We start from the raw sequence: 22,109 nt of genomic DNA, 5'->3' as shown, positions 1-22,109 counted from the left end.
TAATTAAATCAACACTAATTGTTTTGATTCAACAAAATCTCTTTATAGGCCAATGATGCATCATTCCTGAACCATCTATGGGATGCATGCATCAGCTTGCCGTTGGAAAACTCAACCCAAGAGAAATGACATAAATTTTCTCCTGCAGAATCAATACCTCTTCTGGGAACACAAGCTGCATTTAAATATGATGTACCCCATAGATCTTGAGTAAAAGTTTTTCTTGTACGATTTCCCCCAATTCTTAATTGATGATGAGTGTGACCGAACACGACTAATTCTGGGACCCTAAATTTACGAATTTGATCTATTGCGATACCGAGATCTTTATCGCCCCAATCCATTGATGGCAATTTCCAATCTCTGCCACAAAGGCTTGATGACTCTGACCCAAGCCCAACTGGTCCTGAATGAGCAAGTATTAATAAAGGGAAATCTAATGGTGCAGACTTAGCAGCAGAAACGATCCTAAAGACAGATTGATCAAGGCTTACCTCCCCGAACACAGACTTAACTTCTTGTGTTAAGAAAAAACCACCACCCCCACTGCAAGGTCTGGCTCCAACGACTGACAACTCATTTAATTTCCATTTAGACAATTTCCAGGCACAATTCTTATCACCTAACAAATCCAGTTGTGCTTTTAAAATTTCGCCAGACCCGTCTTTCCCTCTATCGTGATTTCCAAGTATTACTGATGTGGGAATAGAAATTTTACTTATTGCCCGAACAATTCTTAAATCACCATCTGACAAGTCGCCAACAAATAAAACCCCATCAGGATTTAACGCCAAAAGCAAATCCAGATCATCCTGACTCCATGACCCATGCAAATCCCCGGCGATAGCAATTCGGATATCTGACAGATTATTTAGGAAATTAACCTCTATACTGCCCCAACACGTTCATTTGGAAACTAATTACCACTGTTTCCTATTACAAGACTGATAAATCAGTCTCAAATAAAAGCAATAATCTCATTGATGAGATCAATTCTTTGCGTAAAAAAAGAAATGCAATAATTCTTGCTCATTACTATCAAGAGCCTGAGATACAAGACATAGCCGATTTCATCGGAGATTCTCTTGAGTTATCCAGAAAAGCCTCGGAGACAAATGCTGATGTAATTGTTTTTTGTGGCGTTCATTTCATGGCTGAAACAGCAAAAATCTTATGTCCAAATAAAACTGTTCTTCTTCCTGACTTTGATGCTGGGTGCACACTTGCAGACGACTGCCAGCCAGATGACTTTCAGAAATTCTTAGATAAACATCCAAATCATTTTGCAATTAGTTACATAAATTGCAGCGCCGCTGTAAAAGCAAAAAGCGATTTAATTTGTACAAGCAGTAACGCTGTTGATCTTGTAAAACAATTACCCAAAAATTTACCAATTTTATTTTCCCCAGACAGGAATCTTGGTAGATGGGTTGAACGTCAAAGTGGCCGAAAGTTAACCTTATGGCCTGGAAGATGTCTTGTTCATGAAACTTTTAACGAAGAATCTCTTTTAAAGTTAAAAATAAAGAACCCAACAGCAGAAGTACTTGCCCACCCAGAATGTCAAGAGAACTTGTTAGATTTGGCAGATTTCATAGGTTCAACAAGCAAATTACTGAATTACTCTAAAGACAGCGAGAATGATAAATTTATCGTTCTCACTGAGCCAGGAATAATTCATCAAATGAGATTAACAGACCCTTTAAAGACCTACATAGAAGTACCTGGACTAGATGGGTGTAGTTGCAATGAATGTCCATACATGAGAATGAATACATTAGAAAAAGTATTAAATTGTCTAAAAGAAATGAAACCAGAATTACACATGGACGAACAAATCAGATCAATGGCCTTCAAGCCACTGAAAAAGATGCTGGATATGAGTAATTAAATTATCTTATGAATTTATCCTTTTTTATTGTTGTATTAGGAGGAAGATGCTTAAAAAGCAATATAGAAATACACGATGTAAGGTGGGTTCTAGGTGAAACAATAGAGGATACATTTCCTGAACTTAGAAAACAATGGGTGGGGAAGAGAAGTGGACTTCACATTGATAGTTATAAGTGTGTTAAATATGTTGATGGATATGAAATAGTCATATCTAAATCCAATAAAAGTAATTTAATTCGTCAACGAATAGATGATTTTTCACTTTGGTTTGTTAATTTAGGCGGATACAATCCAAAAAAGATGTATGAAGAACATGAATTTAATTTAATTGTCGCAAAAAAAGCTATTGAGGCAAAAAGAAAAGCCAAAAAAATTTGGGTATCAAATTTAGATTTAAAACATAATGATGATTACTCAGGTATACATTATTTAGAAAAAATTGACGATTTACATCCTATAAAAATAAAGAATTGGGTAATTAATTTAATCCCAGATCCAGAAAAAAGAAGTGAAAAGCTTTTTCCAGACTGGTATGGATACAAAAGAATTGATAAGTTTTAGCTATTTTTTCAGGGCGAATTCTAAATTAGATTTTAAGGGTTTATAAGAATTTTTATCACCTTCAAACTTATACTTTTTAAGCAATATATCCTCAGCCGCAACATATTGACTATCTTTTAAAGTTCCTAGATCTGAATTTGTTAATTTATTTTTATCATTCAACAAAAGATCTACCCTAATATCAGGTTCAATTCCATTTTTATTAATATCTTTACCACTTGGTGTTAAATATTTAGCGACTGTAACTGTTAGCCCAGAGCCATCAGATAGAGATCTGACAGACTGAACTAGTCCCTTACCAAAAGTCTTCTTCCCAACCAATACTCCTCTTTTGTTATCTTTAATCGCTCCAGAAAGAATCTCGCTGGCACTCGCAGATCCTTCATCGATTAAAACTACCACTGGTCTTTTAGTTAGAGCTCTACTTTTTGCTTTTCTAATATCAGTAATGCCATCTTTTGTTTTAGTACTAACAATAATTCCTGTGTTTATCCATTGTCTAGCTATTTCAATGCTTGCCTCAAGTAAACCACCAGGGTTACTTCTAAGATCTAATACATAACCAAAAGGTTGTTGTTTTTCTAATTTATTAATCGATAAACTCATTTCTTTTGGAGATTTTGCATTAAATTGTTTCAACCTTAGATAACCAATTTTTGCACCTATAACTGTATTGTTAATTCGACTATCAACCACATTAATTTCAATTCTATCTCTTATTAATGAGAAATTTAATAACTCTTCGTCTCTAATAATACCTAGTTCAACTTTGGTTCCTTTTTTACCTCGAATAAGTTTAACGGTACCATCTATACTCAGACCTTCGATAGGATTACCGTCGATAGATACAATAATATCCTTTGGTTTAATTCCTGCTTGAAAAGCTGGAGTTCCCTCTATTGGCGATACAACAACAATTTGATTAGTAACTTCATCTAGAGAAATTTGAATACCTACTCCCATCAACTCACCCGTTGTATCTATTCTCATTTCATTGAATTCTTTAGGATCTAAAAATCTTGTATAAGGATCATCTAATCCCTTCAACATTTCTTTTATGGCAATATATGCATCTTCATTATCAAAATATTTAGTTGTTAGTATTTCCTTTCTTAATTTAATCCAATCTTCTGGATTATATTTTCCTGAATAGTCCAAAAAGTCGCGATATATAATTTGCCATACCTGATCAATAATCTCCTTTGGATTATTAGTAATCAAAGTAGAAGAATTAGCCTGGAAGGGAAAAGATGGCGAAGGGAAAATAGCTATTAATAAAAATATTTTTAAAAATCTATTCAACATAATTATTAAATAATTTTTCTATGATAAAACAATTAAAATATATTTTCTATTTTTATGGGTCTACCCATTTACCATCTTCTTTAATTAAATCAACCAAGGCCTGAACACCTTCATCCTCAGGTACTCTCTTTATTTCATCTCTATTTCTATAAAGGGCAATGGTTCCAACCCCCTTACCTACATAACCATAGTCAGCATCTGCCATCTCTCCAGGTCCATTAACTATACAACCCATAACTGCTATATCTAGTCCTGTCAAATGAACAGTAGCTGCTCTTACTTTCGCTACAACTTCTTCTAAGTTAAACAATGTTCTACCGCAGCTAGGACAACTAATATATTCAACCATAGTTTTTCTAAGTCCAACCGCTTGCAAAATTGAATAAGCAACCGGTATTTCCTTCTCAGGTGCCTCAGTAAGGGAAACTCTTATTGTGTCGCCAATCCCCTCAGATAATAACGTTCCTATTCCAGCTGTACTTTTTATTCTTCCATAATCTCCATCACCAGCTTCAGTTACACCCAAATGCAAAGGATAATTAAATCCCTCTTTATCCATAGTGTCGGCCATCATTCTATAAGCAGCGAGCATGACTGGAGGTCGCGAAGCCTTCATTGAAACTACAATGTTGTGAAAATCTAATGAATCACAAATTCTTATAAATTCCATTGCTGATTCAACCATCCCATAAGGTGTATCTCCATACGCAAATAACATTCTCTCTGCTAATGATCCATGATTAACTCCTATTCTAAGTGCCTTGTTTTGCTCTTTTAAAGTATTAACAATTGGTTCAAATTTTTGAATAATCTTCTTTTTAATTGCTTTTATTTCATCATCTGTAAATTCAGTTCTATTTGGATCAGGTCTTTCAAAGACAAATAATCCTGGATTAATACGAACTTTATCAACATGCTTTGCAACCTCTAAAGCTATTTTCATTCCATTATGGTGAACATCCGCTACCAATGGAACTGGTTGATAAGTACTAGCTAAGAGTTTCTTGATTTCTCCAACAGCTTTTGCGCTTGCAAGAGTGGGGACGGTTAATCTGACAATCTCACATCCTATTTCATGCAATCTTCTGATAGCAGCAGTAGAACCCTCAATATCCATCGTATCTTCATTAATCATTGACTGAACACGAACTGGATTATCCCCTCCGATGCCAATATCTCCAACCATTACAGGTCTAGTATCTCTACGAATAATTCTGGTGCTATAACGCTGTGAAACATTATTTTCTTTCTTATCTTTTTCCAGGGTCGCAATCATGAGTTAACAATTGAGCCTCTTTAATAAACAAGAATGACATATCTGAGGGCTATTTAAAAGTATCAATTTTTTCTTTGATTTTAAAAAAATCCGATTTAGTTAACGTCATTGGAGAACGATCATCTTTTGATTGATTTCTGAGTAAATAAGCTGGATGAAAAATAGGCATAACAAGTCTTCCATCCCAACTAATCCATTTACCCCTGAGAATGCTTATTGGGGACTTATTTTTTAAAATTGCTTCTAATGCTGTAGAACCAACAAGAGCTATGATTTCTGGATTTATAAGTTTGATTTGTTGATACAACCAGGGAAGGTTTTCTTGAATTTCAACCTTTGTTGGGCGTCTATTTTTTGGCGGTCTACATTTGACCACGTTGCAAAAATAAACATCTTGGCTGATATCAATCCCCGCATTTTGAAGCAATTGATCTAGTAACTTTCCAGATCTTCCGACAAAAGGCTCTCCTAACTCCTCCTCCTTTGCGCCCGGAGCCTCTCCCACAATCATCAACTTAGCTAAGGGGGTTCCTCTTGATACAACGATTTTGTTAATCGGAATGCCTAAATTAAGAACATCAGAAATATCCTTTTCAGGGGGGATGTTATTGCTCAAAGTAAAGCCTCCATACCTGATCTACTTGAACGATATGGCACCAAAATTAAGAATTGATTTTTTTCTGGATCAAGCATCCATTGCTCAGAACCAAAGTTTGTCAATTTTGCTATTCCCTTAGCACTACCTCCTATTTTCAAGATCTCAGATGTCCAGCTTTCTATGATTTTTGAAGGATCTTCGCAAGGTTCGCGTTGAAAACACAGTGAAGTTGAATTTCCTTTCCTTTGCCATTCGTGATTTTCATTAGGTAGATAAAAATGTATTTTGGATCGATTACTTAATGAAATAAAATAATGAGTTTCATTTAAACCTTTATTCACCTTGTCAGAGTTGATCTTGGCATAAAATCCCGACAATTCTTTTGGATTTTTAGAAGCGATTACAAAGTTTATGTTCATCAAAAGCATGCAAGTATCTGATTAAGTAGTAAATTTATAATTACATCAATTCACTTTAAAAGTGAATCTAAGAAATACATTTTGAAGTTATGCTTCGAAGATGACTGAAAAATCACAGATATCTAAAAGAGCTCTCTCAATAAAACCTTCTCTAACTCTTGAGATCAGCGCAAAAGCTAAGGCTTTAAAAGCTGAAGGAAAAGACATTTGCAGTTTAAGCGCTGGAGAACCTGATTTCGATACCCCAGAATTTATTATCGATGCCACTTTAAAAGCATTAAAAGATGGAAAAACTCGATATGGACCTGCTGCTGGAGATCCAGAATTAAGAGAAGCAATTGCCCAAAAGCAATCAGATATTAATAAAGTTCCAACAAAAACAGACAATGTTTTGGTAACAAATGGAGGGAAGCAAGCAATATACAATTTATTTCAAGTAGTACTTAATCCTGGAGATGAAGTCCTTATACCTGCACCTTATTGGCTTAGTTATCCAGAGATAACCCTTTTAGCTGGTGCCAAGCCAATTAAAATTAAATCTTCAACTAAAGATAATTTCAAAATAGATATCAATTCTCTAGAAGAAAACGTAACTGAAAAAACAAGGTTATTAATTATTAACTCTCCAAGTAATCCAACAGGCTGCGTTTTAACCGAGCAAGAAATAAATATTATTTCTGAGTTTTTAAGAAGACATCCAAGAATTTTTTTAATGAGTGATGAAATTTATGAATTTCTTATTTCTCCAAATCAAGTTCATCACAGTTTCGCAAAAATAGCACCAGACTTAAAAAATAGAATTTTCACAGTCAACGGTTTTGCCAAGGCTTGGGCAATGACTGGCTGGAGGATTGGATACCTAACAGGAAATACAGAGGTAATAAAGAAAGCCATTGCTTTACAAAGTCAAAGTACAAGCAATGTATGTAGTTTTGCTCAAAAAGGAGCTATTGCCGCACTTAAGGGCTCAAAAGATTGCGTTCATGAAATGGCAGAAATTTATAACAAAAGGAGGTTATTCATAACAGAAAGACTAAAAAAAATAAAAAATATTTCTTTTGTCCCTCCCACTGGAGCCTTCTATGTTTTCCCAGAAATTAATCTAGAGAGAATAGATTCAATAAGTTTCTGTAAATTGGCTCTAGAGAAGGTTGGCCTAGCGATAGTTCCAGGGATTGCTTTCGGAGATGACAAATGCATAAGAATCTCATATGCATCTTCAATTAAAATGATCGACGATGGAGTTGATAGGTTAGAAAAACTATTAAATGATTTTTAATTAACTAAAAAAAATGAATCAAGAACCAAGAACAATAAAGTTCAATAGAATAGCTATTTCACTTTTATCAATACTGAATCTATCTAATATTGGTTCATTAAAAGCAGAGGAAATACTTCGCATTGGGGCGATACCAGATCAAAACCCAGAGCACCTGAATCGTTTATTTAAAGTATTATCCTCTGAATTAAGCGAGCAGCTCAATGTTCAAGTCCGTTATATACCAGTTATTAACTATGCTGCAGCTGTAACAGCTTTTAGAACCGGGAATTTGGATTTGGTATGGTTTGGTGCTTTAACAGGTGTACAAGCAAGACTTCAAAGCAAAGGATCCAAGGTAATAGCACAAAGAGATATTGATAAAAAATTCCATAGTGTTTTTATTGCAAACAGTAAAAGGTCAATCAAAAAAATAAATAACATAAATGACTTAAAAACACTGAAAGGCAAGCGTTTTACTTTTGGCTCTGAAAGTTCAACATCAGGAAGATTGATGCCACAATATTTTTTAACCAAAGCAGGAGTTGAACTTAAAGATTTTAAAGGTGAAAGCCCTGGCTTCAGTGGTAGCCACGATGCAACATTAATGCTCGTGCAAAGTGGTTCATATGAGGCAGGTGCTCTTAGCGAAGAAGTGTGGAAGAGAAATCTTGAGGGAGGACGCGTGGATCCCTCAAAAGTCTTTGTAATTTGGAAGACTCCTGCTTATCATAATTATCATTGGCTCGCACAAAGAAACCTAGATAAAAAGTTCAACAGAGGTTTTACGAAACAGCTAACAAATGTATTTTTAGGTTTCAATGAAAAGTCAAAAAAACAAAAACAAATTCTTGAATTATTTAGCGCAAAAAAATTTATAATATCAAAAAACGAGAATTATAATAAAATAGAAAAGGTAGGTAGAGAAATTGGAAAGATTAAGTGACTAAGTTACTAGAATTAAAGAATATAAGCCATAGCAGTAAAGAAATTATTAGATTAAAAGATATTAATTTAACAATAAATCAAGGTGAGAAGATTGCGCTTATTGGCAAGAGTGGCTCTGGCAAAAGTACATTAATCTCAATTGCGAATGGATCACTAATACCAAACGAAGGTGATGTAATATGGAAAGGTTCTCACATTAACAGTATCTCAGATATTGAGTCGTCAAAAATAGGAACTATATGGCAGGATTTATCTTTGATAGATGAGCTAAATGTCGCACAGAATATAAACTGTGGTGCACTAGGTAAACACAATCTCATATGGGCTTTTAAAAATCTCCTAGGAGTCTTAGATAAAGGTTTATGCCAAGAGTGCCTAGAAGCAGTCTCTCTGCCTAAAGAAACTATTTATTCCTATATAAATAAACTTTCTGGTGGGCAAAAAAAAAGAATAGCAATTGCACGTCTTTTAAGACAAGAACCAGAGATTCTTCTTGGAGACGAACCTTTCTCAAATTTAGACCCTCTATTATCAAAAAATATATTAAATTTATTTATTAATCAAAAAAATTATCTTAGAATTAAAATCCCTGAGACCATACTTATAAGTCTTCATCAAATAAATTTAATAAATAATTTCAATAGAGTTATTGCGTTAAAAGATGGAGAGATTGTAATAGATAGAGAAATTCATAATATTAATCAATCAGAATTTAATTGGCTATTTTAATTCACGATGAAATTAATAAAACCAGTATCAACCTTATTAACATTAATCCCATCAATCGCTTACATTCCCATTCTAATAGAAATCATAAAAGGGTTTCATTTTGGGGGACTAAATATCATATTTCTCTTCTTAAGATCAGCAATAAAACCATCGTTAAATCAAGAAGTAGTTAAAAGCGCATTGGAAGGACTTCAAATAACAATTGCTACTGCTTTAACTAGCTGGGTTATCAGCATGCTTTTTGGAATTCTTTTAGGTGTACTATCTACAGATTTATTTTGGAAAAATATTCCTAAATTTTCTCTTTTAGGTAAATTTATAAAATACTCATTAGCAATTCCAAGATCAATACATGAAGTAGTTTGGGGCTTGCTATTTATACAAATTTTAGGTTTGAATATTTGGGTGGCAATTATATCTATAGTCATTCCCTATTCAGCCTTAACCGCAAGAGTAATTTCAGAGCAACTAGATAGTTTTGACATGGAAACTCTAGTAGCAATTAAGCAAACCGGATCTAATTTTATGAGCTCATTTATAACTATTCTACTACCAAAGTTAATACCTATCGTATTTATATATGGAAGTTACAGATTTGAATGTGCAATTAGAGGTGTAACATTACTTGGGATATTTGGATTAGGAGGTATAGGAACAGAAATATATTTAACCTTGAAGTCCCTTGAGTTCAATGAAATGTGGACTTGTTTGTGGATGCTTTGGTTAATAATAATTTCATTAGAAAAATGTACAAGATTTTTAAGAAGTTATATATCTAAATCTAAAAATATTAGTTTTAAGGATTATTTCTTAATTTCACTCTCAATATTTTTACTATCTCTATCTTTAGGCATTAGTTTGCTTTATAATCTAAATTTTGAGATATTTACTCCATTAAGGTTTTCTTATTTGAATTTACCTTCATTCGTAGAAATAAAGAATGGATTTAACACCTTACCTCTATTTAAACTAATCATTACAACAATTTTAATAACTTTTTTTGCGTCTGGTATTGCAATAGGAACACCTCCACTTTTACTAGTATTATTCCCAGGTAAATTCTCTCTAAAATTTCAAAATCTTATTTGGATCATCTTTAGATTGATACCTCCTCCATTGACCACTATACTTATTCTTCTTTTTACTAATCCTAATATATCTGTAGCCGCATTATCACTAGGAATTACACATATGGGTGTCATGGGAAGATTACTTACAGATAACATACTAAATCAAGAAAAAAGTATTTATCGAGCAATTAAAAGCAATGGTTCAAAAAAGAAATCTGCAACACTTTATGGAATATTAGCCCCCCAAAGTAATAGTTACTTAGCTTATGGAGCATATAGAAGTGACGTAATTCTAAAAGAAACAGCAATTATAGGTGCAGTTGGAGGAGTAGGATTAGGTTGGCAATTACAGGAATCACTAAGCTCATTCGATTGGGCTCAGGTCATTATAATAACTGCTACTTTTTCTTTATTAACAATGTCAGGAGAGTTTTTATTTAACACTTCTCAAAATTATTGGTTAAAGAATTCAACCAACAATTTCATTAATTAGTTATTTTATTCAACATATCGACTTATGAATAAATATCAGAAAAAATTAATCATAATTGGAGATAGTGGGGTCTACGGATGGGGAGATCTAGAGGGAGGGGGATGGTCTGAGAGATTAAGACAAAACTGGTTAAATTTAGATGGTGCTCCAATAATTTATTCTCTTGGAGTAAGAGGAGATGGATTAGAGAAAGTTGCTATTAGATATAAGAATGAGTGGGCAACAAGGGGAGAGTTAAGGAGAAAACTTCCTGAAGGTATTTTGTTATCAATTGGATTAAATGATACAGCTAGAATTGGAAGAAAAGATGGCAGGCCACAACTTTCCGAAGATGCTTTTAAATTTGGTTTAAAACAATTAGTAAACGAAATTAAGAATGAAGTACATATAATGGTTACTGGATTAACACCTGTTAATGAAGACTCAATGCCTTTTGCAGAATGTCTTTGGTATTCAAACAAAGCTTGTTCTAAGTATGAAAATAAAATTGAAGAAACTTGCTTAGAATTAAATGTTCCATTTTTATCTATTCATGAAAAAATGATCAAGTTATTATTTTATAAAGAACTACTCTCATCAGATGGAATACATCTGAATACTAAAGGTCATAAATGGATTTACGAACAAATTAGTGAATGGCCAGAATTAAAGAGTTGGGCTGATTTAAGGTGAATATTTAAACAAAATTCAAGTATAAAAAGATAGAAATAATAGCGGCTATAGATGTTTGTATTGAGTTCACTAATTCATTAGTCATCCAATCAATCTGATTTTGTACCACTGCTCCAATATAACTCTCCAGAAAAGTTGCCAAATAGCCAGATAAGAAAACTATAAAAGCAACAGATAATCCAGAAATGATGGATAGATTAAGCATAAACAGGGTCATGATAAGACTTCCCAGTAACCCTGCCATCGAACCTTCGATGCTTATTGCCCCTTCTGTCCCTGGTGATACAGGTTTTAAGGTCGTAATGAGAAAAGTTCTTTTACCAAATCTTTTGCCAATTTCACTTGAAAACGTATCTGAAAGTTTTGCACTAAAACTGGAAGCAAAACCTACCATGAATAAATTTAAAAAATTTGGCCAAAGACAACTTAATAAGGCGAGCGAGCAACCTGTGGCTGCAGACCCCCATACATTTTCAGGCCCACGTTGACCACCTCTTGCTTCAGCAATCCCTCGGGAAGCTTTATTTTTGTAACCAATTTTTGTAACTAAAGTTCCCAACAAGAGATAGACACAAACTGATATCCAACCATTCCAACCAACAGATCCTAGTAAAAGTGTTCCAAGTATTCCAGCATGAATCCAACCTTTCTTAGTTAAAAATGGAAGCCTATGCCCTAAAAATATCAACAAGAAATTTACCAAAAAAGCATTAAACCAAATACCGCTAATAACAGAGAAGTTGGCCATAGTTTCTAATCAGCATGCCTATTTCTAAACAATAGACGGTTTTATGTTCAGAAATTTTCAATCTTAAAGGGATGATTTAACTCTTCTCCATGAAGTCATTAACTGACAGGCACTTACTGCAGCTGTTGATGTCCTCAAAATAGTTTCTCCCATAGAAACTTTAGATAAGCCAGATTCAAAAGCTAATGCCTCTTCATCTTTATTCCAGCCTCCCTCTGGGCCAACTACCACCCAAACTTGATTGGCTTTATTTGGTGTTTCTTTTAACCAATTCACACATTCTTGTAAGTTTTGAATACGTGTTGTGGCAAATCCGATTTGTGCTTCGGAGGGCATGTCATTTATCCAATGGGGAAATGTCAATGCCTGCATTAGTTCTGGACTCCAGAGTCTTTCAGATTGCTCAACGGCTTCATGAATAATTTTTTGAAATCTAATAAATTTTTCGTTGTTGCATTCTTTAACTACTGATCGTTTTGAAAATAATGGTTGAATAATGTCAACACCTATCTCACAACTCATTTGCAAAAAGTTTTCAAACCCTTTTTTAGGAATAACTACAGCAATGCCTATTAATGGAATCTCTCTTGAAACGACTTGAATAGGTTTATCAAAACCATTAGTAAGTTTTATAGTTTTTTTTTCAACAATTTTTGCGTTCCAAAGATGACCTTTTCCATCAATAACTTCTAAAAGATCTTCCGATCTCATCCTCATAACCCTAGATAAATAATGTGATTCATTGGAGGTCAATATCAACTCTCCATTTGAATCGATTTCATCACTTAATCGATTTGGATTTATAAATAATCTTCTTTTCTCAGCCATAGAAATCTAATCTGTTGAGGAAAAAATTGCATCAGGATGTTCTTCTACTGGCCAATCTTCATTTACTCCTCCGATAATTAGTTCCTCTATTTTTACAACATCAACATCCATTTGTTTAAGTACATTTATCAAAACATCTATTGCGATTAAGTCAGAAGTACCTAAATCGACCCAACATCTAGCCCAACACTCGTTAAATTCAAATTCTCCAAGATTATGCATTAATGCTGGAAGACTAGAAGATGTATCTTCATTTTCATAGCTCATCCAACTGACATCAGAACCAATTTCATGCGTTTGCAAATTTTCAGAATTAAATCCCCCAAGTCTGCCTAGCACATACCAAGAATCAAAAATACCATCAACGTATTCTTTTTCTCCCTTACTTGGGACCTCTGAATATCTAAGCCATATCCAACAATTGAAAGGATCAACTTCACGAAATCGAACTTCCATAAACAATAAATCTTAAAAAAGAAAAACTAAAAGATATCAAACATAATCTAATGTAAATTGATTAAAGAAAATCAAAAAATCTTTATTTAATTGATCAAAACCTCAATAAAAAAGAATGCTTTGTTTAAAAAATATTTATTACCATCCCTCAACAGCAGAGAAACCAATCCTTAGAGATTTGTGTTTAAAATCAAATACTGGAAAAATAACAATAGTTAGAGGACCCAGTGGAAGTGGAAAAACTACACTAGTAGAAATCATTAGCGGTCTATCTGGATATCGAAAAGGAGAAATAACATGGTTCAACAAAACTCTAAATGCACGTCAGCGAAGGTCATTATGTGGATTAGTTTTTCAATTTCCAGAAAGATATTTTCTTGGATTATCGGTAGCTCAAGAATTACGACTTGGACATAAGAGGTTAACGACAGAAGAACAAATTTCAGCTCTCACAAAAGTGGGTTTAATCAATTTAGATTTAAAGAAGCCGCCAGAATCTCTTAGTGGAGGACAACAACGCCGACTAGCTATTGCTGTTCAATTATTAAGGAGTCCAAAAGTACTTTTATTGGACGAGCCAACAGCAGGTTTAGATTGGTCAGTAAAAAACGGAATTATAGAATTACTCGCAAAGCTTAAAAACAAGCAAACTATTCTAATAGTTACACATGAACCAGAACTTTTTAAAAATTTGATTACCGAAAATTATGAGTTGCACAATGGTCAACTTATCCCCGAGTAAACAATTCAATTAATCAATGACAGATTCACTAGTTAGAGCTACCGCTGCGAAAGGAGGGATCAGGCTAGTCGCCGTATCAACAACTGAATCAACAAGAGAAGCAAAAGAAAGACATTCTCTTTCATATTTAACTTCTGCAATTGTAGGAAGGGCCATGAGTGCAAGCCTCTTACTTGCAAGCTCAATGAAGGTGAATCATGGAAGGGTGACTTTGAGAGTAAGCTCAAATGGACCACTAAAAGGATTAACTATTGATGCGGGTAGAGATGGAAGTGTTAGAGGTTACGTTGGTAACCCAAGTCTGGAATTAGACCTAATTAAAAATAAAAGCAATCAACATACATTTGATTTTAAAAAAGCCACAGGAATTGGCTATCTTCACGTTATTAGAGATGATGGTAAAGGTGAACCGCACAACAGCACAGTTGAATTAATTAATGGAGGTATAGGTGAAGACATAGCTTCCTATTTACTTCATTCTGAACAAACTCCATCAGCTGTTTTCGTTGGAGAAAGAATTAATCAGGATGGAATAGTTTGTAGCGGAGGACTTTTAGCGCAAATACTACCAAAAGCAGAACGAGACTATTCATTAATAGCCCTACTCGAAGATAGATGTAAAGAAATCAATTCTTTTAGTGAATTATTAAACAAAAAAGGGACAAACCTTATTTCCCTAATTGAAGAAATTTTTCCTGATCTTGATCAATCACATTCAGATATTATTAGCACATCTCAAGAAGTTCATTTTAAATGTAGATGCTCAAGAGAAAGAAGCCTATCAGCATTGAAGATATTGGGGAAAAAAGAGCTTCAAGAAATGATAAAACAGGATGGGAAAGCAGAACTTACATGTCAATTCTGCAAAAAAATTTATCTTATTAACGAAGATGAATTGTTATCTTTAATCGATTAGAGGGTTAATCAAGGAAAATCACTCCTAACCAAAGTAAAAATACTGCGGGTATCGCCTCAAATTTATCTGAAGACAATGATCCAGAGTTGTCAATAAATGATTCCGCACCACCCAAAAGTAATGCACCAGATAGAAGTCCAATACTAAGAAGAAGAATGCACCAGAGGATAGAGGAAAAGAAAGGCCTACCTCTGCGAGACTGACTAATGAATAAGCCTATTGTTGAGAATGAAAGTATTAATTCAACGCCTTCAGAAGGCACAATTAAAACAAGTAAAAAAGCCAATATTCCAAAAGAAATTCTTATATTTAATTCTTGTCCAGAGGGCAACTCTAAGCTTGGTAAAAAATTAGATGTTGACGCCTCATATTTAGGAAGATTGAAATTTTTCAATCTAGTGAGAAGAGAACCAGGTCCTATGTCACCAACTTTCTTTGCTTCATTTTCTTTCTTTGATGCAGTTATTGCCTCGTTACTTGCATTACCAAGTTGTCTTGACTTAAGACTTACCATTAGCAATGAATCATAAGCAGCTTCTATTTTTGCCTTAGTCATTTGGTCTTGTCCTGCCTCTATTAATTTTTTGTCCCTTGCTTCTTGAATAGCATCAAAACTTGCACCCTCATTTATTCCAAGTATCAAATATGGATCTTGTGAATTTGAATTTGATTGTGAATTAGTGCCAGGATCCATAGATTTTGAAAAAAGATTTATGAATTCTCTTTACTAATTAGATATTAATCCATTTTAAAGGGAAACAGGATCAACACCACTGACAACCGGAGCAACTGAATTTAATTCCATTTCAGGATGATCTTCCTTTAACTGATTTAAATTCCATTCATTTTTAAAAAGCAGTACTGGTCTAAGCCAAGCATCCTGAACAGTTTTGCAATTAAAAATTCTACCAACCTCCTCTAAAACAGGCCATCCTCCTTTTACCCATCTAGCAACTTGGAAACCCATTGGCTCAAGCCTAGTTTCCACTCCATATTCACTAGCAAGTCGATGTTGTACTACCTCAAGCTGAAGCTGACCAACTGCAGCCAAAATTGGATCTCTTTTGCTTTGATCTTTATCGTAAAGAATTTGGACTGCTCCCTCCTCTCTCAATTCATTAACACCTTTTCTAAAGTTCTTAAAAGCTGAAGGATTTGGATTTCGTAGCCAGCTAAATATCTCGGGGCTAAAACAAGGAATTCCCTCAAATTCAACTCTAGATCCAATAAATAATGTATCTCCAATAGAAAACATCCCTGGATTATTCAAACCAATAACATCACCAGGGTAAGCATCATCAACAACGGCTCTATCTTGTCCAAAAATCTTTTGGGGCCTTGAAAGTCTGATTTGTTTACCCGTCCTAGCGTGTTGAACTGTCATATCTTTTTTAAACCTCCCACTACATACGCGCACGAAGGCAACTCTATCTCTATGTTTTGGATCCATATTGGCTTGTAATTTAAATACAAATCCACTAAATGATTCTCTTGTAGGAGAGATTGGTCCATCAAAGCTATTTCGAGCAACGGGTCCCTGAGATAGCTCAAGAAAATTATCTAAAAAAGGCCTAACTCCGAAGTTGGTCATTGCAGATCCAAAAAATACAGGAGTTAAGTCACCAGATAATATTAATTCTTTGTCTAGGTCACAACCAGCCTCATCAAGTATCTCAATCTCTTCAAGTGCTTTTGTCAATAGTTCTTCTTCAACTAAATTTTTAAGTTCAGGATCATTAACTTTCAACCTTATTTCACTAGATTGCTTTCCTCTTTCCGCTCGAGAGAATAAAACAACCTCGTTTGTTGCACGCTCCACAACACCTCTAAAAAGCTCACCACTTCCTATTGGCCAATTGACTGCAAAGGTTGATAATCCTAATTCAGACTCAATCTCATCTAATAATTCCAGCGGTTCTTGACCTGGCCTATCCATCTTATTGATAAAGGTAAAAATTGGAATTTGTCGCATTCTGCAAACCTCAAAAAGCTTTCTTGTTTGAGGTTCAAGTCCTTTCGCTGCATCCTCAAGCATCACAGCATTATCAGCAGCAGCAAGTGTCCTATACGTATCTTCCGAAAAATCTTGGTGACCAGGGGTATCTAATAAATTAATAGTCTTATCCTTATATGCAAATTGTAAAACAGTTGATGTAATTGATATGCCTCTTTGTTTTTCAAGCTCCATCCAATCAGAAGTGACTTTTCTCTGCTCTCCTCTAGCTTTTACTGCTCCTGCTTGTTGAATAGCTCCGCCATAAAGTAAAAGTTTTTCTGTCAAAGTGGTTTTCCCTGCATCAGGGTGGGAAATAATCGCAAAATTTCTTCTTTTAGCAACCTCCGTACTTAAAGGTATAGTTCCTTCTTCTTCTAAAATTTGATCTAAATTAGTTTTGTCTTGAGGAGTTGATTTCATTATTGTTTTGGTTGTTCAATTGTTCAGGGAAAAGATTAAATACACCCAATAATCTCAAAATAAAGCTCATCAATTTGAAAAACCTCTAAATGAGACAACCCTGCATCAACCAGCTGTTGAGATACTTCTTCAACTGTAAATGATGCCTTGAGAGATGCATAAAAATCCTTTTTTAGAATTTCTGGAGAATTTGAAAGATGTTTTTCTTTTAGCTCAAATGCTTTTTCCAGAGAAGCAGGCCTTATTAAATCACGATGAATATGAATAGACTTTGTTTTCCCAAGTTTTTTTAATGCATACCAAAAACAATAAGGATCGTGAAAATGATGCAGAGCACTATTACTGACCAAGGCATCAGCTTTGTAAGGAAGATTTATATCACCTGAGGCTATCGAATTGATGTCAATCAATTTATAAGAAAGATTCTTCATAAGATTGCCGCAAAGTCTCTTTTCTGCTTCATTCAACATTTCCTTTGAGCCATCAATCCCAACAACATTTACAAAAGGCCAATTTTTGGCAACTCTCTCTGCAATATTTCCTGGCCCACATGCAATATCTAAAATCAAATCATTTTTGTTAAGAGTTTTTCCTGCTTTTTTTAAATATTCTTCAAGCGATTTAACAACCATAGAATCACTCCTAGAGAAGTCCGCATCCGCATAAGCCCTTACCTGCGAAGGGATTTGCATGAGTTCTGGTTCCGGTGTTCTCTTCATTACTAAAAGAATAAATTTGTTTTTCCCCTTGGAGCCCTGTAGATGGTGTTAAAAATACTTGCTAACGCTATACATGGCGTTACCGTAGTACTTACCCAAGGGATACAAAGATTTTGACAATCGCAACAAGCCAGCCCGAAACCAATAATTCAGAATCGGGTAAAAAAAATGTCACAACTGATTTTCCAATAACTGCACCTGCAGCCAATCCTGTCTTTTACAGAACTTATAGCAGGAAACTTCCAGCAGGTCGCGAAAGCTGGGAACAAGTAAATACACGAAATCTCGATGGTCTAAAGAAACTTGGAGGATTAAACGAAGCAGAAATAAATTTAATGCAAAGAATGCAACAGGAGAAAAAAGCTCTTCCCTCTGGCCGATGGCTTTGGATAGGCGGAACAGAATGGATTGAGAAAGAGAAGAATTTTTCTGGAGCCTACAATTGCACCTCCACAAATCTTGTTGATTGGCAAGCCTTCGGACTTATGATGGATTTAGCGATGATGGGTTGTGGGACGGGTGCAATAATTGAGCCTCACTTGATTGATCAACTGCCAGAGGTTAAAAATACAATTAATATTAAAAATGTTTCAGATATTGGGTTAACCCCTTCTGAAGAGAGAAATGAAAACACTACATTCTCCATTCAAGACAATGATGTACTTATCAAAGTTGGTGACAGTAGACGTGGATGGGTGGATAGCTATCAAAAGATCCTAGAACTGAGCAGTGACATTAGTTTCAATTCTAAAATTATTAACATATCTATTGATTTAAAAGATATAAGGCCAGCGGGTGAATCACTGAAAGGTTTTGGAGGCATGGCAAACCCTGTAAAACTGAAAGATTTATACCCTCGTGTAGCAAATCTTTTAAATAAAGCCGTAGGCAGGAAATTAACTTCAATTGAATGTTGTCTACTAATCGACGAAGCAGCGGTCACAATAGTTGCTGGCAATATCAGAAGAAGTGCAGGTATGCGTCAATTTTCATCGAACGATTTAGAAGCTGCTGGCGCTAAAGAAAATTTATGGAAGCAAGACTCAGATGGGAATTGGAGCATAGACCCAGAAAAGGATGCCTTAAGGATGGCTAATCATACTCGTGTTTACCACACCAAACCCGAATTAAGTGTTCTTATCGAAGCCGTTACTAAGCAATTTCATTCAGGAGAAGGTGCCATTCAATTTGCACCAGAAGCAATTGCTCGCTCTAATGCAGACATCCTTTCAACAGTTGAACTAAGGAATGAATTTATAAATATCTATTGCGATCAAGGCAAAGAAGAGGCCTCTAAATGGATTCAATCAAATTACGGTCCATTTGATGAAAAAGAACTCTTTCACAGACTCAGTAGATATGGTCTTAATCCATGCGGTGAAATTTTAGGGTCAGATTTCCACTGTAATCTTGCGGAGATCCATCTTAATCAAATTGATCCATTAGATATAAATCAACAAGAAGATGCCTTCAAAGCAGCAGCTTTGTCAGTTGCATGTCTTCTTAACCATCGATTTGAAGTAGAGCGATACAGAAAAAGTCGTGAATGGGATCCAATTGTTGGGGTAAGCTTCACAGGACTTTTTGACTTTTTTGTTCATGCATTTGGGACACCCTGGTTGAAATGGTGGGAAGCCGGACGACCTGAGACAAAAGAAGGTAAAGATTTTAAAATTAAAGAAGCTACTTTTTTGAGTCGATGGAGAAAAATCGTCAACGATACAGTATTTGATTATTGTGATAGACATAATATACGTCGTCCAAGTCGTTGCACAACAGTTCAACCAGCTGGTACAAAGAGCCTTCTAACTGGGGCTTCCCCAGGATGGCATCCTCCAAAAGCGCAGCGTTTTATAAGAAGAATCACTTTTCGGAAGAACGATCCAGTCGCACTAGCTTGTATGGATTATGGATACACGATTGTTCCTTCTCAGTCAGATAAAGATAAGAATGGAAAGCTACTAGACAACCCATTTGATCCAAAATGTACTGAGTGGCTAGTTGAAATTCCAACTGAGGTAAGTTGGGCAAATATACCTGGCGCAGATCAAATAGACATAAATAACTTCTCAGCTCTTGCACAATTTGATTTTTATATGCAAGTTCAAACCAACTACACTGACCACAACACTTCCGCCACAATTGAATTCAGAGAAAATGAGATAGGGGATTTAGCTAAAGCTCTTCATAGCTCTATAAATGAAAACAAAGGTTATATTTCAGCAGCTTTGTTGGCAAGATTTGATGCGAATGCAACCTTCCCTAGACTTCCTTTTGAGCCTATTGATGAAGAATGCTACACAAAGCTGCAAGCAGAGGTAATAGAAAGAAGAGAAGATTGTGATTTCTTTGATGCTCTTAGTAGATATGATCAAGGTGAGCTTACCGAGGCAGGTCCAGCTGGGTGCGATTCTGATAAGTGCTTACTTCCACTTGCTAAACCTTCTTAAGACCAGTTCCTCAATCGTTCATGCGGCCGATGCCTTTATCTAAACCAAATTAATCACTTGATTAAATAAAATAATTTTTATCATAGAAGTTTTAAAGACAATTGTCCAAATGAAAAATTGTGGCTAACTATTAGATAGGTCTTGTCTCTCTTAAAATTTAAATGACTACGATCAATAAACCATTAAATACAAGTAACAAAAGGTCTAATGATGTACTTATCGACCAACTGAGAGCTTGTCAAAACCCTGAGGAAATTCTTAAATTCGAAAAATGGTTTAATTCAAATATCGAATCTGAAAAACTTTATAAAAGGATATGCCAACTACTGAAAAGCAGAAGTATCTCTAGAGCACTAGGTTCAAAATGGCTACTGACGCTTATTGAAGATCGAGAAAATACAATAAGTAGGTTGTCAGTTAAATAACCTTTAATTTAATCTAAAACTAAAAAAAAAGTACTGTATCTCTTTCTTCTAGAAAGGGAATGGTCCTGATGCACCGCTAGAAGCAGTAAATCCTGACAATGCCCAAATACCAAACGAAAACAGAGCGCATCCAATAAAGAACATCAAGTGAGCCACATAGCGATATTTCTCTTTTTGACTAATTCCACCTTCCATAGGAAGGTCTCCAAGAAAACGAGATTGCGGGCTCTTGTTGCTTGCCATGAATGTTATTTACCAATGTCTGAAATTATGGCACAAATAAGATCATTGATATTTATGCATGTAGAGAATCTATAGGTTCTGAAATTTTTTTTAGAAAAAAAGGATTACTTTAAAAATGAACAAACTGCTTAAAGGGAGGAAGATGTTATTTGAGTAATTTATTTAAATTTTCAGAAGTTAATAAGGTAATATTCTAAGTGGAGAGTTGGTCGAGTGGTTTATGGCTCTAGTCTTGAAAACTAGCATGGGGGCAACTCCATCGGGGGTTCGAATCCCCCACTCTCCGTTCTTACTTTGGAGAGTGGGGAATCCGTAAATATATAATTGCCTATTAATACATTGCAAAAGATACCAAAAATTTTTTATTTAAAAAGCAATCTCCAAGCCTCGAAGAAATGGTTAAAAGCCAAATCTTATTAAATTTTATTTGTTTTTAAGTCTACTAATATAAGAAAATCAAATATCTGATTTAGACAAGAATCATGAAATTTCCATGTTTTTTTTATTTTTTCGTTAATGTGTTTTTGAATTTGGTTTTTTTGATTTTTAAGAAACTGATCTAATATCACTGAAGCAAATAAATAAATCTCAAAGAGTAATTTATTTGTTTTTTCTAAAAAAATTCAGAAAGCCATACATTACTCAATTAAATCAAAATGAGAGAAGAGCGCTACCTAAAAGACAGAGAAGCTATTGTAAGAGCTGACATTTGGAAAGAGATCACGTCATCATGCAAAGGACTAAGAACTGAGCTGGGCTATACAAACATTCAAATAGTAGAATTTTTAAAAGAAATAACAAAGACATTTGAAAGAGATCAACTTTAAATTCGACAATATGTATCTACATTATTGAGTTTTTAATTATTTTTTACTTACTCATCATTTCATAAGCTTCAAAAAAAACATTTTTGTATTTATTTATAAGTTTTGTCAGCCGTTAAG

General features: G+C 34.6%; 24 protein-coding genes and 1 tRNA gene. 13 read left to right on the top strand and 12 right to left on the bottom strand.

Going from position 1 to position 22,109, the window contains the following annotated elements:
- Window positions 1–14: 14 nt before the first annotated feature.
- Window positions 15–857 carry a TIGR04168 family protein gene (locus AC6EI2_RS00590; protein WP_498463505.1) on the bottom strand — a complete coding sequence of 281 codons (843 nt, stop codon included), beginning with the start codon at window positions 855–857 and terminating at the stop codon, window positions 15–17.
- 62 nt (window positions 858–919) lie between these two features.
- On the opposite strand from AC6EI2_RS00590, the gene nadA reads away from it, so the two are divergent.
- The gene (gene nadA / locus AC6EI2_RS00585; protein ID WP_498463504.1) at window positions 920–1,891 is read left to right on the top strand and encodes a quinolinate synthase NadA; all 972 of its coding nucleotides are present in this window, start codon (window positions 920–922) and stop codon (window positions 1,889–1,891) included.
- An 8-nt stretch (window positions 1,892–1,899) separates the two neighbouring features.
- Entirely contained in the window at window positions 1,900–2,454 is a 555-nt protein-coding gene (locus AC6EI2_RS00580; protein WP_498462504.1) for a DUF1543 domain-containing protein, read from the top strand.
- Here the strand turns inward: AC6EI2_RS00580 and AC6EI2_RS00575 are convergent, their stop codons facing one another.
- From AC6EI2_RS00575 to AC6EI2_RS00560, 4 genes are read right to left on the bottom strand one after another with little or no spacing between them, the layout of a single operon-like run.
- Window positions 2,455–3,759 (bottom strand): S41 family peptidase, encoded by a 1,305-nt coding sequence (locus AC6EI2_RS00575; RefSeq protein WP_498462503.1) that lies wholly within the window; start codon window positions 3,757–3,759, stop codon window positions 2,455–2,457.
- Between the two features lie 52 nt (window positions 3,760–3,811).
- The gene (gene ispG / locus AC6EI2_RS00570; RefSeq protein ID WP_498462502.1) at window positions 3,812–5,035 is read right to left on the bottom strand and encodes a (E)-4-hydroxy-3-methylbut-2-enyl-diphosphate synthase; all 1,224 of its coding nucleotides are present in this window, start codon (window positions 5,033–5,035) and stop codon (window positions 3,812–3,814) included.
- A gap of 49 nt (window positions 5,036–5,084) precedes the next feature.
- Window positions 5,085–5,591, bottom strand: coding sequence for a uracil-DNA glycosylase (locus AC6EI2_RS00565; RefSeq protein ID WP_498463503.1), 507 nt, complete (start codon window positions 5,589–5,591; stop codon window positions 5,085–5,087).
- A 56-nt stretch (window positions 5,592–5,647) separates the two neighbouring features.
- Window positions 5,648–6,052, bottom strand: coding sequence for a lactoylglutathione lyase (locus AC6EI2_RS00560; protein ID WP_498462501.1), 405 nt, complete (start codon window positions 6,050–6,052; stop codon window positions 5,648–5,650).
- Between the two features lie 100 nt (window positions 6,053–6,152).
- On the opposite strand from AC6EI2_RS00560, the gene AC6EI2_RS00555 reads away from it, so the two are divergent.
- From AC6EI2_RS00555 to AC6EI2_RS00535, 5 genes are read left to right on the top strand one after another with little or no spacing between them, the layout of a single operon-like run.
- A complete protein-coding gene (locus AC6EI2_RS00555; protein WP_498462500.1) occupies window positions 6,153–7,331 on the top strand; it encodes a pyridoxal phosphate-dependent aminotransferase in 1,179 nt (392 codons plus the stop codon).
- Between the two features lie 13 nt (window positions 7,332–7,344).
- The gene (locus AC6EI2_RS00550; protein WP_498462499.1) at window positions 7,345–8,256 is read left to right on the top strand and encodes a putative selenate ABC transporter substrate-binding protein; all 912 of its coding nucleotides are present in this window, start codon (window positions 7,345–7,347) and stop codon (window positions 8,254–8,256) included.
- On the top strand, window positions 8,253–8,987 hold the full coding sequence (locus AC6EI2_RS00545) for an ATP-binding cassette domain-containing protein (RefSeq protein ID WP_498462498.1): 735 nt from the start codon (window positions 8,253–8,255) through the stop codon (window positions 8,985–8,987). Before AC6EI2_RS00550 ends, AC6EI2_RS00545 begins: the two co-directional genes overlap by 4 nt.
- Before the next feature lie 6 nt (window positions 8,988–8,993).
- Complete coding sequence (locus AC6EI2_RS00540; RefSeq protein WP_498462497.1) at window positions 8,994–10,550, top strand: PhnE/PtxC family ABC transporter permease; 1,557 nt, start codon at window positions 8,994–8,996, stop codon at window positions 10,548–10,550.
- A 24-nt stretch (window positions 10,551–10,574) separates the two neighbouring features.
- Window positions 10,575–11,222, top strand: a complete 648-nt coding sequence (locus AC6EI2_RS00535; RefSeq protein ID WP_498462496.1) for a GDSL-type esterase/lipase family protein — start codon at window positions 10,575–10,577, stop codon at window positions 11,220–11,222.
- Window positions 11,223–11,226: 4 nt separating this feature from the next.
- Here the strand turns inward: AC6EI2_RS00535 and AC6EI2_RS00530 are convergent, their stop codons facing one another.
- The 3 genes from AC6EI2_RS00530 to AC6EI2_RS00520 all read right to left on the bottom strand — a co-directional run bounded on the left by AC6EI2_RS00530 (window position 11,227) and on the right by AC6EI2_RS00520 (window position 13,254).
- Complete coding sequence (locus AC6EI2_RS00530; RefSeq protein WP_498462495.1) at window positions 11,227–11,970, bottom strand: TIGR00297 family protein; 744 nt, start codon at window positions 11,968–11,970, stop codon at window positions 11,227–11,229.
- Window positions 11,971–12,033: 63 nt separating this feature from the next.
- Window positions 12,034–12,798: a 16S rRNA (uracil(1498)-N(3))-methyltransferase gene (locus AC6EI2_RS00525; RefSeq protein ID WP_498462494.1), complete on the bottom strand. Its 765-nt coding sequence runs from the start codon at window positions 12,796–12,798 to the stop codon at window positions 12,034–12,036.
- A 6-nt stretch (window positions 12,799–12,804) separates the two neighbouring features.
- A complete protein-coding gene (locus tag AC6EI2_RS00520; protein ID WP_498462493.1) occupies window positions 12,805–13,254 on the bottom strand; it encodes a DUF3531 family protein in 450 nt (149 codons plus the stop codon).
- 115 nt (window positions 13,255–13,369) lie between these two features.
- Between AC6EI2_RS00520 and AC6EI2_RS00515 the strand changes: the two genes are divergently transcribed.
- Both AC6EI2_RS00515 and hslO read left to right on the top strand, forming a co-directional pair.
- A complete protein-coding gene (locus tag AC6EI2_RS00515; protein WP_498462492.1) occupies window positions 13,370–13,996 on the top strand; it encodes an ABC transporter ATP-binding protein in 627 nt (208 codons plus the stop codon).
- Window positions 13,997–14,012: 16 nt separating this feature from the next.
- Window positions 14,013–14,912 carry an Hsp33 family molecular chaperone HslO gene (gene hslO / locus AC6EI2_RS00510; protein ID WP_498462491.1) on the top strand — a complete coding sequence of 300 codons (900 nt, stop codon included), beginning with the start codon at window positions 14,013–14,015 and terminating at the stop codon, window positions 14,910–14,912.
- 4 nt (window positions 14,913–14,916) lie between these two features.
- On the opposite strand, the gene AC6EI2_RS00505 is transcribed toward hslO, so the two are convergent.
- From AC6EI2_RS00505 to AC6EI2_RS00495, 3 genes are read right to left on the bottom strand one after another with little or no spacing between them, the layout of a single operon-like run.
- Entirely contained in the window at window positions 14,917–15,606 is a 690-nt protein-coding gene (locus AC6EI2_RS00505) for a CPP1-like family protein (protein ID WP_498462490.1), read from the bottom strand.
- Window positions 15,607–15,660: 54 nt separating this feature from the next.
- Window positions 15,661–17,328 (bottom strand): peptide chain release factor 3, encoded by a 1,668-nt coding sequence (locus tag AC6EI2_RS00500; RefSeq protein WP_498462489.1) that lies wholly within the window; start codon window positions 17,326–17,328, stop codon window positions 15,661–15,663.
- A gap of 35 nt (window positions 17,329–17,363) precedes the next feature.
- Window positions 17,364–18,047 (bottom strand): class I SAM-dependent methyltransferase, encoded by a 684-nt coding sequence (locus tag AC6EI2_RS00495; RefSeq protein ID WP_498462488.1) that lies wholly within the window; start codon window positions 18,045–18,047, stop codon window positions 17,364–17,366.
- Window positions 18,048–18,160: 113 nt separating this feature from the next.
- Here AC6EI2_RS00495 and nrdJ point away from each other — a divergent pair, with 113 nt between their 5' ends.
- Together nrdJ and AC6EI2_RS00485 are read left to right on the top strand one after the other, a co-directional pair.
- Window positions 18,161–20,497 (top strand): ribonucleoside-triphosphate reductase, adenosylcobalamin-dependent, encoded by a 2,337-nt coding sequence (gene nrdJ, locus AC6EI2_RS00490; RefSeq protein ID WP_498462487.1) that lies wholly within the window; start codon window positions 18,161–18,163, stop codon window positions 20,495–20,497.
- A gap of 161 nt (window positions 20,498–20,658) precedes the next feature.
- Entirely contained in the window at window positions 20,659–20,922 is a 264-nt protein-coding gene (locus tag AC6EI2_RS00485; protein WP_498462486.1) for an RNA recognition motif-containing protein, read from the top strand.
- A gap of 48 nt (window positions 20,923–20,970) precedes the next feature.
- Here AC6EI2_RS00485 and AC6EI2_RS00480 read toward each other — a convergent pair whose 3' ends face one another.
- Complete coding sequence (locus AC6EI2_RS00480; RefSeq protein ID WP_011293625.1) at window positions 20,971–21,165, bottom strand: hypothetical protein; 195 nt, start codon at window positions 21,163–21,165, stop codon at window positions 20,971–20,973.
- Between the two features lie 199 nt (window positions 21,166–21,364).
- Here AC6EI2_RS00480 and AC6EI2_RS00475 point away from each other — a divergent pair.
- Together AC6EI2_RS00475 and AC6EI2_RS00470 are read left to right on the top strand one after the other, a co-directional pair.
- A tRNA-Ser gene (locus tag AC6EI2_RS00475) sits at window positions 21,365–21,451 on the top strand.
- A gap of 370 nt (window positions 21,452–21,821) precedes the next feature.
- Window positions 21,822–21,992: a hypothetical protein gene (locus tag AC6EI2_RS00470; RefSeq protein ID WP_498462485.1), complete on the top strand. Its 171-nt coding sequence runs from the start codon at window positions 21,822–21,824 to the stop codon at window positions 21,990–21,992.
- Window positions 21,993–22,109 lie beyond the last annotated feature (117 nt).

The organism is Prochlorococcus sp. MIT2302 (genome assembly GCF_059772385.1).
Note: the sequence above shows the minus strand (reverse complement) of the source record. Positions and strands in the feature narration are given on the sequence as shown.

Bases quoted from the DNA above. Each gene is read 5' to 3' on its own strand.
- AC6EI2_RS00580 (WP_498462504.1), top strand. From the start codon at position 1,900: ATGAATTTATCCTTTTTTATTGTTGTATTAGGAGGAAGATGCTTAAAA.
- AC6EI2_RS00575 (WP_498462503.1), bottom strand. From the start codon at position 3,759: ATGTTGAATAGATTTTTAAAAATATTTTTATTAATAGCTATTTTCCCT.
- ispG (WP_498462502.1), bottom strand. From the start codon at position 5,035: ATGATTGCGACCCTGGAAAAAGATAAGAAAGAAAATAATGTTTCACAG.
- AC6EI2_RS00560 (WP_498462501.1), bottom strand. From the start codon at position 6,052: ATGAACATAAACTTTGTAATCGCTTCTAAAAATCCAAAAGAATTGTCG.
- AC6EI2_RS00555 (WP_498462500.1), top strand. From the start codon at position 6,153: ATGACTGAAAAATCACAGATATCTAAAAGAGCTCTCTCAATAAAACCT.
- AC6EI2_RS00550 (WP_498462499.1), top strand. From the start codon at position 7,345: ATGAATCAAGAACCAAGAACAATAAAGTTCAATAGAATAGCTATTTCA.
- AC6EI2_RS00540 (WP_498462497.1), top strand. From the start codon at position 8,994: ATGAAATTAATAAAACCAGTATCAACCTTATTAACATTAATCCCATCA.
- AC6EI2_RS00535 (WP_498462496.1), top strand. From the start codon at position 10,575: ATGAATAAATATCAGAAAAAATTAATCATAATTGGAGATAGTGGGGTC.
- AC6EI2_RS00530 (WP_498462495.1), bottom strand. From the start codon at position 11,970: ATGGCCAACTTCTCTGTTATTAGCGGTATTTGGTTTAATGCTTTTTTG.
- AC6EI2_RS00525 (WP_498462494.1), bottom strand. From the start codon at position 12,798: ATGGCTGAGAAAAGAAGATTATTTATAAATCCAAATCGATTAAGTGAT.
- AC6EI2_RS00520 (WP_498462493.1), bottom strand. From the start codon at position 13,254: ATGGAAGTTCGATTTCGTGAAGTTGATCCTTTCAATTGTTGGATATGG.
- AC6EI2_RS00515 (WP_498462492.1), top strand. From the start codon at position 13,370: ATGCTTTGTTTAAAAAATATTTATTACCATCCCTCAACAGCAGAGAAA.
- hslO (WP_498462491.1), top strand. From the start codon at position 14,013: ATGACAGATTCACTAGTTAGAGCTACCGCTGCGAAAGGAGGGATCAGG.
- AC6EI2_RS00505 (WP_498462490.1), bottom strand. From the start codon at position 15,606: ATGGATCCTGGCACTAATTCACAATCAAATTCAAATTCACAAGATCCA.
- AC6EI2_RS00500 (WP_498462489.1), bottom strand. From the start codon at position 17,328: ATGAAATCAACTCCTCAAGACAAAACTAATTTAGATCAAATTTTAGAA.
- AC6EI2_RS00495 (WP_498462488.1), bottom strand. From the start codon at position 18,047: ATGAAGAGAACACCGGAACCAGAACTCATGCAAATCCCTTCGCAGGTA.
- AC6EI2_RS00485 (WP_498462486.1), top strand. From the start codon at position 20,659: ATGACTACGATCAATAAACCATTAAATACAAGTAACAAAAGGTCTAAT.
- AC6EI2_RS00480 (WP_011293625.1), bottom strand. From the start codon at position 21,165: ATGGCAAGCAACAAGAGCCCGCAATCTCGTTTTCTTGGAGACCTTCCT.
- AC6EI2_RS00470 (WP_498462485.1), top strand. From the start codon at position 21,822: ATGAGAGAAGAGCGCTACCTAAAAGACAGAGAAGCTATTGTAAGAGCT.